At 33.4% G+C, this 12754-nt stretch carries 13 protein-coding genes; 6 read left to right on the forward strand and 7 right to left on the reverse strand.

All coding sequences use genetic code 11. From position 1 onward, the window contains the following. Positions 1 to 563, forward strand: a 563-nt coding sequence (locus ACQ0RB_RS10485) for a glutamate ligase domain-containing protein (protein ID WP_430498335.1), incomplete at its 5' end; no start/stop codon positions are given. 167 nt (positions 564 to 730) lie between these two features. Here ACQ0RB_RS10485 and ACQ0RB_RS10490 read toward each other — a convergent pair. The 3 genes from ACQ0RB_RS10490 to ACQ0RB_RS10500 all read right to left on the reverse strand — a co-directional run bounded on the left by ACQ0RB_RS10490 (position 731) and on the right by ACQ0RB_RS10500 (position 2932). Further along, positions 731 to 1804, reverse strand: a complete 1074-nt coding sequence (locus tag ACQ0RB_RS10490; RefSeq protein ID WP_430498337.1) for a hypothetical protein — start codon at positions 1802 to 1804, stop codon at positions 731 to 733. A 91-nt stretch (positions 1805 to 1895) separates the two neighbouring features. Next, a complete protein-coding gene (locus ACQ0RB_RS10495) occupies positions 1896 to 2483 on the reverse strand; it encodes an FMN-binding negative transcriptional regulator (RefSeq protein ID WP_430498339.1) in 588 nt (195 codons plus the stop codon). Beyond that, on the reverse strand, positions 2483 to 2932 hold the full coding sequence (locus ACQ0RB_RS10500; protein WP_430498341.1) for a DUF1569 domain-containing protein: 450 nt from the start codon (positions 2930 to 2932) through the stop codon (positions 2483 to 2485). The genes ACQ0RB_RS10495 and ACQ0RB_RS10500 overlap by 1 nt, the downstream gene beginning before the upstream one ends. 69 nt (positions 2933 to 3001) lie before the next feature. On the opposite strand from ACQ0RB_RS10500, the gene radC reads away from it, so the two are divergent. The 4 genes from radC to ACQ0RB_RS10520 are packed head-to-tail and all read left to right on the forward strand — an operon-like array spanning position 3002 to position 6593. Beyond that, entirely contained in the window at positions 3002 to 3700 is a 699-nt protein-coding gene (gene radC, locus ACQ0RB_RS10505; protein ID WP_129761455.1) for a RadC family protein, read from the forward strand. Beyond that, entirely contained in the window at positions 3701 to 5002 is a 1302-nt protein-coding gene (locus ACQ0RB_RS10510) for a polysaccharide deacetylase family protein (RefSeq protein ID WP_430498343.1), read from the forward strand. It begins immediately after the preceding gene. Beyond that, a complete protein-coding gene (locus ACQ0RB_RS10515) occupies positions 4992 to 5684 on the forward strand; it encodes a YjjG family noncanonical pyrimidine nucleotidase (RefSeq protein WP_430498345.1) in 693 nt (230 codons plus the stop codon). Before ACQ0RB_RS10510 ends, ACQ0RB_RS10515 begins: the two co-directional genes overlap by 11 nt. A gap of 36 nt (positions 5685 to 5720) precedes the next feature. After that, positions 5721 to 6593 carry a hypothetical protein gene (locus tag ACQ0RB_RS10520; protein ID WP_430498346.1) on the forward strand — a complete coding sequence of 291 codons (873 nt, stop codon included), beginning with the start codon at positions 5721 to 5723 and terminating at the stop codon, positions 6591 to 6593. On the opposite strand, the gene ACQ0RB_RS10525 is transcribed toward ACQ0RB_RS10520, so the two are convergent. Continuing rightward, positions 6590 to 7870 carry a replication-associated recombination protein A gene (locus tag ACQ0RB_RS10525; protein WP_129761451.1) on the reverse strand — a complete coding sequence of 427 codons (1281 nt, stop codon included), beginning with the start codon at positions 7868 to 7870 and terminating at the stop codon, positions 6590 to 6592. The two genes, ACQ0RB_RS10520 and ACQ0RB_RS10525, sit on opposite strands and share 4 nt — an antisense overlap. 88 nt (positions 7871 to 7958) lie before the next feature. Here ACQ0RB_RS10525 and ACQ0RB_RS10530 point away from each other — a divergent pair, with 88 nt between their 5' ends. Next, positions 7959 to 8717 carry a rhomboid family intramembrane serine protease gene (locus ACQ0RB_RS10530; RefSeq protein WP_335976944.1) on the forward strand — a complete coding sequence of 253 codons (759 nt, stop codon included), beginning with the start codon at positions 7959 to 7961 and terminating at the stop codon, positions 8715 to 8717. Here the strand turns inward: ACQ0RB_RS10530 and rlmB are convergent. The 3 genes from rlmB to ACQ0RB_RS10545 all read right to left on the reverse strand — a co-directional run bounded on the left by rlmB (position 8714) and on the right by ACQ0RB_RS10545 (position 12745). Next, complete coding sequence (rlmB, locus tag ACQ0RB_RS10535) at positions 8714 to 9448, reverse strand: 23S rRNA (guanosine(2251)-2'-O)-methyltransferase RlmB (RefSeq protein WP_335976942.1); 735 nt, start codon at positions 9446 to 9448, stop codon at positions 8714 to 8716. The two genes, ACQ0RB_RS10530 and rlmB, sit on opposite strands and share 4 nt — an antisense overlap. Positions 9449 to 9508: 60 nt before the next feature. Then, complete coding sequence (locus ACQ0RB_RS10540; protein ID WP_430498349.1) at positions 9509 to 11149, reverse strand: aryl-sulfate sulfotransferase; 1641 nt, start codon at positions 11147 to 11149, stop codon at positions 9509 to 9511. 174 nt (positions 11150 to 11323) lie between these two features. Then, entirely contained in the window at positions 11324 to 12745 is a 1422-nt protein-coding gene (locus ACQ0RB_RS10545; RefSeq protein ID WP_430498351.1) for a SusD/RagB family nutrient-binding outer membrane lipoprotein, read from the reverse strand. Between the last annotated feature and the right edge of the window lie 9 nt (positions 12746 to 12754).

Consider the following 12754-nt stretch of genomic DNA (forward strand, 5'->3'; position numbering starts at 1 on the left):
CTATTGAAGTATTTGGAAAGCATAATTTAAACAATCTTGCAGGAGCTAAATGGATTTGCCAACACATGGGAATTGACGAAGACGATTTTTACGAAGCTATTGCAACCTTTAAAGGAGCCAGCAAGCGTTTGGAGAAAATAGCTGAAAGCGCAACCAGTGTTGCTTACAAAGATTTTGCGCACTCGCCAAGTAAGGTAGAAGCCACTACAAAAGCGGTTAAAGAGCAGTATAAAAATAGAACGCTAGTTGCGTGTTTAGAACTGCATACCTATTCTAGTTTAAATGCTGAATTTTTAAAAGAATACAAAGGTGCTTTAGATGCTGCTGATGTTGCAGTGGTATTTTATAGTCCGCATGCAGTGGAAATAAAAAAGCTAGATGCAGTAACGCACGAGCAAATTGCCAAAGCGTTTGAGCGTGATGATTTAATTATTTATACCAATCCTGACGATTTTAAAAACTACTTATTCTCTCAAGATTTTAAAGACAAGGCCTTGTTGTTAATGAGTTCTGGGAATTATGGCGGATTGGATTTTGATGCCATTAAAGGATTGATTGGCTAGTTTGTCATTCCGTACTGCGATGCGGAATCTACTCTGTTTTTTTGGGTTTTGAATCTCTCGAAGCTTTGGGACAGAATAACAAAGATTTTTAGGTTTTATGAGGTTAAAGGTTTTCCGAGAGGAAAATTAGAAGTAAATAAATTGTTTAGGTTGAAAATATACATTTTTTAGTGAATAATGGAGTCAATAGGCTGACCTAAATCATAATTTACTGTTTTTATTAGTCTTCCATATTTGTTATAGAATTTAAAACTTCCATTATAATATCCACTTTTTGCAATTCCTTCAAGTTTTTTATATCCGTTTTCATGATAAACCGTTACATTACCATGATGTTTACCATTAATCTTTTCGGAAACTTCTTGAATAGTTCCATTTTCGTGATAAATTGTAATATTTGATTTATTACCATTAAAAGAAGCTTTAGCATTTAGATTTCCATTAGGATAATAGTTAATTTCTATGCCGCTTTTAGACATAGTAACAGTATCTAAATCAAAAAACTGTAAAAGTTTTAATTGACCACTTTCATAATAACTTTTACAAGTGTCTATAAGTTTCCCTTTCCAATAAGTTCGAGCTGATTCCACATTACCATTTTGATAATATTTAATCATTGGACCATGAAATTCTCCGTTTTTAAGAGTGTTCAGCTCTTTCAAATTTCCATTTTCATAATAATGTAGAGCTTTTCCATTATGAATTCCATTTGTAATGTTTACTGAACTTTCAAGGTTTCCATTCTTCCAATAATCTTTTCTCATTCCCATTAAAGTATCATTGACATAATGTACAATTTGTTTGAGAGATCCATCTTTTCTATAAAATTTCCATTTTCCTTGTGACATATTATTCTCTATTAATCCTTCAGATTGAATTAATCCTACATTAGAATGATATTGAGTGTAATATCCATTTTCATAAAATTCACTTTCGATAGAATCAGAACGATATTTACATGTTCTCATTAATTTATCTTTTTTGTTGAAGAATTTTAATATTCTGTTGGGAAAACTGTCAATGACTTCTAATTCTGCGTATCTGTTTCCATTAGGAAAAAAGTAGGTTGAGTGTGATTTTGGTAATTTTATTTTTAATTGAGGATCAATTTTTAGCCATTCCCCTTTTTTTCCATTTTCTTGATAGAAGACGAAGTTTTCATTTCGGTATTTTTCGTTATGAATATCATCCTTGCAGGAAGAGAAGGTTATTAAGATTATAATAAAATGTTTTATTTTCAATTTTGCAGTCTATTTTTTTTAATGCTCAGTAAATATTGTTCTTTAAGTAAATTGCATCCAATTTTAACGAATTTCTATTATTTAATTCAAACTAAAAAATTGAATCCAAAAACGCTTTAATGCTATTCTGATTTTGTTTAATTAGTTCATCTTTAGCCAATTCAAAATCTTTTTTATTTCGGTTTTGGGAGAGTTTAAACTTGCCTCCCCAAGCGGTAATTGTAATTTTAAAACCCTTTACATAAGGCAGGTATGCATCCATTTTAGGGTTGTCAGGTTCTAGTACATACGCATTATCAGGTTCAAGAAATTCGGTCATATCAATCATGCTTTGCTTTATGGCTTCAGGATTATCAATTTCGGCAACCGTTCCTTTAAGGTGTACTTTTACATAATTCCATGTTGGGAGTTGTTCGGTACTGTAAATACTTGGCGAAATGTAACATTCTGGTCCAGAAAAAATAACCGTTACAGCTTGGTTATTCTTAAGTAGTTCGGCTTGCGGATTAAACATATCCAAATGACCAACAAGGGTTTCGTTTTTGTAAATCAATGGTAAATGCGTTATCAAAGGTTCATTGTTTTTTACCGAAATAAGCGTTGCCAAAGGATACTGCTGCATCACAGCAATCATATGTGCTTTACTGTCATCCTGATGTATTTTTGGAGGATAGGACATTACACACCAAATTGTTTTAAATGATGGTCAAGATGCTTATACTGCATTTGTCCCCATTGTTCTGAATTAAACTTACCAAACATAGGGTGTTCAGGCCATTGGGTTTGCGTTTTTTTGGCATGAAACTTATCAATTTCAGCGAGTAACTTTGATTTTTCAGGAGCAAATTCAGTATTAGTCGTAACTACAAATTCTTTAGCTGTTGGTAATCCTTGTTTCCAAGGTTTATCGTTGTATAATGAGGATTTAAACATTGAAAACAACGCACGTTTAAAGGCATTTGGTCTTTCAAGTTTTAACTCGCCTACAGCAACTTGTAATGGAAACTGGCAGTGTGTTAACATTTGTGAGGCATTCATTTTTCCCCATTGTGGCTTGTGAGATGGTGATAATTGTTCTAAACGAGATTTTATTTCTGTAACTGCGTCTTCTGAAAACAATGATTTCATAATAAATTTTTTGAAGGGTTGAATGGATAAAAAATTGCTTCTGAAAGTTACAATATTTATCTTTATGCTATGCAGGAGAAACCCACTTCATTTTCTATAAAGCATTGGAGTCAAGACGACCAACCTAGAGAAAAGCTTCGCGATAAAGGTAAAGCAACGTTAAGCGATGCTGAATTGGTAGCTATATTGATAGGTTCAGGAAATAAAGAAGAAAGTGCTGTAGAGTTGTCTAAACGTATTTTGGCAAGCGTTGGCAATAACTTAAACGAACTTGGAAAACTATCACTCAAACAATTGATGGATTTTAAAGGTATTGGTGAAGCTAAAGCCATTACTATTGCAGCAGCTATGGAATTGGGACGACGACGTAGAGGAGAAGAAGCACTGGAAAGAAAGAAAATTACCTCAAGTATTTCGGTATTTGAATTGATGCAACCTGTTATTGGTGAGTTGCCTCATGAGGAATTTTGGATTGTGTATTTAAACAATTCTAATAAAGTGATTCAGAAGCAACAATTAAGTAAAGGTGGCATTACTGGAACTCTAGTAGATGTACGTTTGGTGATGAAAAATGCGCTGGAGCTTGGTGCTACAGGACTTATTTTAGCGCACAATCATCCATCAGGAACATTAAAACCTAGTGAAGCCGATAAGCAACTTACCCAAAAACTGAAATATGCAGGAGAGAGTTTGGATATAAAAGTGCTAGACCACTTAATTATTACCGAAAAAGCATACTTTAGCTTTGCAGATGAAAATATCTTATAAGTGCTATTAGTTTTCACCCATAAAATAACACCAAGGTTAAGCTATGCTTTTAAGCATATATGCACAAGAATTTTAGGTGTTCCAGTAAGTTTTACCACAACTATTGAAGAGTTTATAGCTCATGAAAGCTTAAAGATTTCGTATGCTAAACAACCGTTGAGCAATGAGATTTTTATAAGAAGTCATGAGCTGTTATTTGAACAAGGACTCAACGATGTAGAAATACACGTGCACGATTGGGATACTACTAAAGCATTTTTTGGTACTTCAGAAAAAAGTAGTTTGCCTTATGATATTTTTGCAGCTACTTTTTACCTGTTAAGTCGCTATGAAGAATATTTGCCGCATGTAAAAGATGAGTACGGACGCTTTTTAGCAAAAGAAAGTTTAGCCTTTAAAAACGGATTTTTACACCAACCTGTAATTGATATTTGGGCATATAAATTTAAAAGTGTGTTGCAAGCTCAATTTCCAGATTTTGAATTTCCAAAGAAGTCGTATTCCATTCAGCCAGTTATTGATGTTCCAATGGCATACTACTTTAGGCAAAAAGGATTGCTACGAACCATTGGCGGAACTTTAGGCGATTTGTTTAGGTTTAAATTCAGGCAGTTTTACCAACGCTATTTAGTGCTTTTTGGATTTCAAAGAGACCCTTATGATACGTTTAAATGGATCATCACTAAGCAAAAACAAACCAAGTTTAAGTTTGTTGTCTTTTTCTTGATAGGCGATTATTCAACCTATGACAAGAATATTAATGTTAATAGAAAGCAGTTTGTGTCGTTGATAAAATCGGTTTCTGATTATTGCAAAGTAGGACTCAAAGCCTCTTATTTTGCATTGGAAGATATTGAAGTGTTGAAAAAGGAAAAGAAAAAAATGGAGTCTATTGTCAATTATGGTTTAGAGGCTTCAAGACATTCGTTTTCTAAATTGAACTTACCAGAATCTTACAGAAACCTTATTGAGCTTGAGGTAAAACAGGATTTCACAATGGGTTATATTAACGAACTGGGTTTTAGAGCAGGAACTTGTACACCTTTTCAGTTTTACGATTTAGACTACGAAGTGCAAACACCTTTGCAAATCAATGCATTTCATTGTATAGATTATGCGTTGCTAAAAAGGCATTCTTTTTTAGATAAAAAACAAGAACTAGAACGTTTAATACAACAGGTAAAGCAAGTAAATGGAACTTTTACACCTGTATTTCATAATTATACCTTTGGCGATGATGTACGCTGGAAAGGATTTAGAGATTTATTTGGTGTAATTTTAGATTCAGTAGATGATGAATAGTAATAGTATTCGACATGTATTTTTTGACCTAGACCATACACTTTGGGACTTTGATAAAAACTCAGCATTGACTTTTGAAAAAATTTTTAAAATACACAATGTTGAGGTTGAAATTGACCGTTTTTTAAAAGTGTATGAGCCTATTAATTTAAGCTATTGGAAGCTTTACCGTGAAGAGCGAATAGATAAGGAAAACCTAAGGTATAAAAGGCTAAAGGATAGTTTTGATAGTATTGAACATACTATTGAAGATGAGGTTATCAATAAACTATCGGTGGATTATATTGAATACTTAACTTCTTTTAACCACTTGTTTCATGATACTTTAGATATTTTAAACTATTTGAAACCAAGGTATAAATTACATATTATCACTAACGGATTTCAAGAAGCTCAAGAAAAAAAGATGAAAGCATCTAATATTCTTCATTATTTTGAAACTGTTACAAACTCTGAAATGGTAGGTGTAAAAAAACCAAACCCATTAATTTTCAATTTTGCTTTGGATCAAGCTAAGGCAAAACCAAATGAAAGTATTATGATAGGAGATAACTATGAAGCCGATATTCTTGGTGCTTTAGATGTTGGGTTAGAAGCCATTTTATATAACATCCACAAACTAGAACCTGAAGCAAACATTAAAGAAGTTGATACCTTATTACAATTAAAAAACTATCTTTAACTATTGTATATAAATATTGAAAACCATTACGTAAGAATGAAATTTTATAAGTCTATATTATTGTTATTGGCAATAGCATGTTTGCCATCACAACTTTTTTCGCAAGAATCTATTAATAGCTATAAGTATGTAGTTATTCCATCTGAATATAATTTCCTAAAAGAAAAAGATCAATACCAATTGAACTCGCTTACCAAGTTTTTGTTTAATAAATACGGTTACACCGCATTTTTTAACGAAGACCAATTTCCTGATGATTTACAGTCTAACAGATGTTTGGCAATGTATGCTGATGTATCAAATGAAAAAGGACTTTTTAAGACTAAGATTAAGATAGACTTAAAAGACTGCAATGGAAGAATTGTATATGAGTCTAAAGTTGGAGAAACCAGAGAAAAGGAATATGCAAAGGCTTATAATTTAGCGTTAAGAGATGCTTTTGAAACATATCAATATCTTGATTATAAGTATGAGCCTAACACTAAAATCACATCAATTTCAACCCAAACACAAGCTGCTGATGTTGTTGCTGTTGAGGAAGTACAGCAGTCAAAAGCTGAAATTGCACGTTTGCAAAAAGAGATTGATGATTTAAAAGAAGCCAAAGAAAGCGCAACAAAAGAACCAAAAGTTGAAGCACAACCAGAGGTTGAAGCGGTTACTAACACTGAACCTACAATTTCAGAACTTACAGAAGTTGATGCACTATATGCACAACCAATAGCTAATGGGTTTCAGGTTGTAGATATGAAACCTAGTGTTGTTATGGTACTTTTAGAAACCAAAAAGCAAAATGTATTTATTGTAAAAGATCAAAATGCAATTGTGTATAAAGAAGATGGGTTTTGGTATTATTCAAGCAATGATGGAAAAACAGTTTCAATTAAAACATTAAATATTAAGTTTTAATAATCGTATTTGTCTTTCCAACGCGATTTTAAAAATTCACGTTGCGCATTTTCCCTACTATTATTACCTGGTTGATATAAGGTAGTGTTTTTTATTTCATCAGGTAAAAACTCATGTGCTGCAAAGTTGTTTTCGTAGTTATGTGCATATTGATAATTATCTCCATAACCTAACTCTTTCATAAGTTTGGTAGGTGCATTTCTTATAGATAGTGGTACTGATAGGTCTCCAGTTTGTTTGACCAATTGTTGCGCATCGTTGATAGCTTGATATGCAGCATTACTTTTAGGAGAAGAGGCTAAATAAGTAGCGCATTGGCTTAAGATAATTCTAGATTCCGGATTTCCAATTACTGAAACCGCTTGAAATGTATTGTTGGCGATTACTAAAGCAGTTGGGTTTGCGTTTCCAATATCTTCACTAGCAAGAATAAGTAATCGTCGTGCAATAAATTTTACATCTTCACCACCTTCAATCATACGTGCTAACCAGTACACAGCTGCATTTGGGTCGCTACCTCTAATAGATTTTATAAAAGCCGAAATAATGTCGTAATGTTGCTCACCAGTTTTGTCATATCTGGCAGTATTGTTTTGTACTTTTTGTTGCACTAAATCATTAGTGATAATTAGCTTTTTATCTGCATCAAAGGCATTTACAATCAGTTCAAAAATATTAAGTAGTTTTCGAGCGTCACCACCAGAAAGGTGTATTAAAGCTTCAGTTTCTTTAAGCTCTATATTGCGTTTTAAGAGTTGTTCATCTTCAGTAATTGCACGATTTAAAAGAGCTTCTAAATCGTCTTTACTAAACGAGTTTAACACATACACTTGGCAGCGAGATAAGAGAGCAGGTATTACTTCAAAGCTTGGGTTTTCAGTAGTTGCTCCTACAAGCGTAACCCAACCTTTTTCAACCGCTTGTAATAATGAATCTTGCTGCGATTTACTAAACCTATGAATCTCATCAATAAACAAAATAGGGTTTTTAGTAGTAAATAAACCACCACTTTGTTTTGCTTTATCAATAACCTCTCTAATGTCTTTAACACCAGAATTTATAGCACTTAGCGTGTAAAACGGTCTGTCAGATTCATTAGCAATAATGTTAGCAAGTGTAGTTTTTCCTATTCCTGGAGGTCCCCAAAATATCATGGAAGGGATTATACCTTGCTTTATTTGCAGTGAAAGTGCTCCGTTTTTTCCAACTAAATGCGTTTGACTAAGGTAGTCTTTTAAGTGTTTTGGTCGTAGACGTTCTGCTAAAGGTTCATTCATAAAGTAAAATTACAAAATTGTAGGTGACAATATTTCATAAAACCTATAAATGGTCAATATTTTGAATATAAAATTTTAAATTTAGTCTATGAGCAATCAGCAACAGTTTAAGTATTCTACAGGAGTGATAGCATATCCTGTCTTTTTTGTTATGTTGCTATGGCTTGTGTTTTGGATGCAAGTGCGCTTTTTTCCTGGTATAAAAAGCTTAGGTGTATATCCATTAACATTAAAAGGACTAAAAGGAATTGTACTAAGTCCCTTTATTCATTCAGATATTGAGCACTTGTACAATAATTCCATTCCGTTGTTTGTGCTTTCAATGGCTTTGTTTTATTTCTACCGAAAAATTTCTTGGAAAGTGATTTTGTACGGTATTTTACTGTCAGGATTAATCACCTGGTGTATTGGTAGACCTGCAAACCATATTGGAGCCAGTGGTTTAATTTATGTGCTTGTAAGTTTTATATTTTTTAAAGGCGTTTTTGCAAGACATTTTAGGCTTGTAGCATTATCACTACTAATCATATTTTTATATGGAAGTATGATATGGTATGTATTTCCTGTTGAAAAGGGCATTTCTTGGGAAGGTCACTTAGCAGGATTAATTACTGGCTTTGTATTTGCTTTAATTTTTAGAAAAGCTATTGCTAAACCAGAAAAGTATGTTTGGCAGCAACCAGAGTATAACGAAGAGGATGATCCTTTTTTAAGACATTTTGATGAAAATGGTAATTTTATTGAACATATAGAATCTGAGATTGAATCTGAAACCAATGTAGATTCAGAGCAAAGGTCAATAAAGGTTGTGTATGACTTTAGGAAGAAAGAAAAAGGTGACGATTAAAGACGTTGCCTAACGGCTTCATATAAAAAAGCACCACAAGCTACTGAAACGTTTAAAGATTCAATTTCTCCAAGAATAGGAAGTTTTGCTTTTTCATCAGCTACTTTCAACACCGAAGGGTTGATGCCTTTACCTTCTGATCCCATGATGATAGCACAAGGTTCGTTAAACGAAACATCATAAATCGTATTATCAGTTTTTTCTGTGGCTGCAATAACTTTAATTCCTGATGCTTGCATATGAAAAACAGCATCTTTTATATGATCTACTTTACAAATTGGGATTTTAAAAATAGCTCCAGCACTTGTTTTTACAGTGTCTCCATTTACAGGAGCTCCGCCTTTTTTCTGGATAATAATTCCTGAAACACCAGTACATTCAGCAGTTCTAATAATGGCGCCAAAATTTCTAACATCGCTAAGTTGGTCTAACAATAAGAATAGTGGCGTTTTACCAGATTCTATAACATTTAGTACCAAGTCTTCAATATCATAAAATGAAATTGGAGCTATTTGAGCTACAGCACCTTGATGGTTCTTTTTGCTTAATCGGTTTAATTTCTCAACAGGAACATAAGACGCGTTCAATCGCTCTTGTCTTATAACTTGCTCCAATTCTGTAAATAAATCTCCTTTTAAACCTTTTTGAAGAAATATTTTATCAATATTCTCACCAGATTTAATAGCTTCTATAATAGCTCTTATGCCGAAAATTGTGGTCTCTTTTTCCATTGGGTCAAAGGTATAAAAAACCAACCTTTAAAAGTAAAAGAGTTAATGGTATTTAAAGAATTATTGCTTTATGACTTTTTTTGTAGTTAGCTTACCATTATCTGTAATATTTAAAAAGTATACTCCAGACTTTAAGTTGTTCAAATCAATACCATTGGTGTTTTTGTTTTGAGCTACTCTCATACCCATGACGTCATATACTTCAATCCTGTCAATAGTCCCTTGGGTTTTAATATTGATTCTGTTTGTTGTTGGGTTAGGGTATACGCTAACAGAGTTTTGCTCAACTTCAGATAAACTAAGAGCTTCACATCCTGATAAATTAGGGTTCAATTCTATAGGGTCTCCAGGTGTTAAATCTCTTCCTGTAAAGGCAGAATAACTTGGAGAGTATCTGGTGGCTCTAAATACTATATTGGGGTTTTCATTAGGATTATCTCCTTGCGATAAAATTCCATTAGAGCTTGAAGGGTTTATGTATTCCCAAACAGTATTTTCGTTAGAATCTATTTCAAAAAAGTATCCTGAATCTCCATCGCAAATTAAAATGTTTCCGTTAGGAAGCATTTGAGCTCCAGATAAAATTCTTGAAAAGAATTCCGTTTCATTATTAGGGTCAGTATATGTGTAATCAGTAGAAGTAGGACCGAATGCTACATTTTGAGAATATGAATAAACACCAGGACTAGTAGTTGGTGGAGTAATTATAAATACTTCAGAAAAACTAGGAGCTCTACCAAATCCATTATTGAATAATATTAATTTTCCAGCATATGGTAATCCCTCAGGAATCCAATGTGGGTAATGCTGACCAAAAAGTTTTCTATCGCTTTCAGTACCATGGTCGTAAGCCTGTGGGTTTCCCCATCGGTAAAGAAAATCACCACCTTTTCCATAAACTCCTCCTGTACTAGAGGCTGCTTGAGCTGTAGTTGTTGAGTGATCTATGATGTAAATTTCATTCATATGTCTAGACGATAATACAATTTGGTCTAAATTCTTATTATACTGAATAGAGTTTATGTGTAACCAGTTTTCGTTACCGCTTAAACCTCCAAGATAGTTAATGTCAAGTTTATTTGGGTTTTCAGAAATTACTCCGTAATTGTCTTTTGTGCTATCAAAATCTTGAACAAGGTGGTCTTTAATATTCCATTCCCATACAATAGTAGCTGAGTTTGTTCCGGATGGTTCAATTTCAATAACTTGCTCGTTTAATAATCTTCCGTTATCTAATTTACTTGGGTCTCTACCAGCTTCAATAGCTTCTTCGCTAGTCATTTCAGTAGCGGCTAGAACCAGTATATTTCCATTATCCATTGGGAAAATATCATGATGCTGTAACATAGTGGTATTAGAATAATCAAATTCCCAAGTTAAATTTCCATCCCAATCAAATTTTTCAATTCTACCACCAGTACCACCAAATTGTATATGCGTATTACCTACATTACAAGCTCTTAATAAAGAACCGTCTTCTAATAGATATACAGAGTTACCAGGAGGGTACTGACTAGTCCATTGGTTTACAACTTCTCCACAGTTGTTTATTAAATAAGTTTCAGTTTGAGCTGTAAAAAGTGTATATCCACCAAATGAGTCTTCAGTATTTAATATAGTACCAACTGTATTTTGAGCTTTGGTAATGATGGATAATAGAAGACATATCAATAAAATTGAGTAGTGTTTTTTCAATAGCATTTTTCTTTTTTTAAAAATTTTCACAAAAATAAGGGTTGAAAAATGATTAAATCTTAAAAAAGCGTGCTAAAAACGTTAAAATATGTTAAATTAAGGAGGTGGTTGTTGTAATGAAAAAGCCCGAAAAATCTAAACTTTTCGGGCTTTTTAGTTGTTTAATATAATGGTTTACAATTACATTGTATCCCAAAATACTTTAGTGGTTTGATCATCACCACCTATAGCAGCAGAAGCCGCTTCGTAATTAACTTGGTTAAGGTTTTGTTCGTTTACAGGATAAGTGTATCTAGTAGGTACAGGTAACTCAGAAATTGCAGCAATATTTAATGCAGGAGCATCATATTTTCTCCATGCTGTCCAAGCTTCAAAGCCTCTGTTATACATTGCTAACCACATTTGGGTACCAATTTTTTGTCTCCAGTCTCCAGCAGCAGTTGTATAAGCAACATCAGGATTGGCTAAATAACCAGTGATGTCCGCTCCCCAATAATCAAAAGAAGCAGTAATAGCTTGGTTGTAGTACATCTCAGCGTCTGCAGGAGTTCCTACAATTGAGCGCTCAGCAGCTTCAGCTAAGTAAAAAGAAACTTCAGCATAATCTAATAAAACTCCTGGAGTAGTAGGTTCGTGCATTGCAGCTCCTACATGAGTGTAATTAGGGAAACTATTGTTCTCTCCATAAGGACCACCAACATAAACACCTGCTCCTAAGTTTTGATCAAAGTAAACTTCTCTTCTAGGATCGCTTAAGTCATTCATAATATCTACTAAAGTGTTAGCAGCAATAAAGTCAGAACGTCCTGATTGAACTAAATCAACCCAAAGAGGGTTAGTGTTAGGTGTAGCGGTTTCATACTGTAATAGTGCATTATCAGCATTTGAAGTAAATACACCAGCGCTTACAGCAGAAGTAATTGTTGACTGAGCTAATCCTGGGTTAACATCGGTTAAACGAATACCAAGCCTTAACTTTAAAGAGTTAGCGAACTTACTCCAAGCAGCAGCATCTCCACCATAAATTTTATCAGCATCAGAAAAACCAGAACCAGAAATATCAGGAATAACAGCGTTAATTCTTTCAATTAAGTTTTCATAAATCACCGTGTCATCATCATATGTTGGTAATGTCACATCGCTTAAAGCATCAGTATAAGGGATGTCTCCAAATGTGTCCACAAGTTGTTGCCAAGTGTATATCATTAAGATTTCAGCTTGAGCAGTTCTTGCTGTTTTTTCAGCGTCTGTCAATTCAGCATCATCAGCAACGATTTCTTTAGTAGTTTTTAAATCTAGTAATACATCTCTATACATTTCAGACCAATGATTTTGAGGAATATTTCTCGTTGTAAAATCATAGTTAGCCTCATCAGTATAGGTGGTTTCTGTCCAGTGTTGACCTAAAAGTCTAAAGATGTTAGTGTTAACATTTGTGCTAGTCATTTGGTCAAACAAACTTTTTACAGCTGCGTTATAAGTAAACTCAGCAGCCACTTGAGTCGGGTTTTTTGGGTCTCTATTGTAATCTTCATATTGGTCATCTGTTTTACAAGACACTAATACTACAAGTGATAGAGCTGTTAAAAATATTTTTTTCATAATTCTTCT

The organism is Gaetbulibacter sp. PBL-D1, from assembly GCF_050509525.1.
GTDB classification, from domain to species: domain Bacteria; phylum Bacteroidota; class Bacteroidia; order Flavobacteriales; family Flavobacteriaceae; genus Gaetbulibacter_B; species Gaetbulibacter_B jejuensis.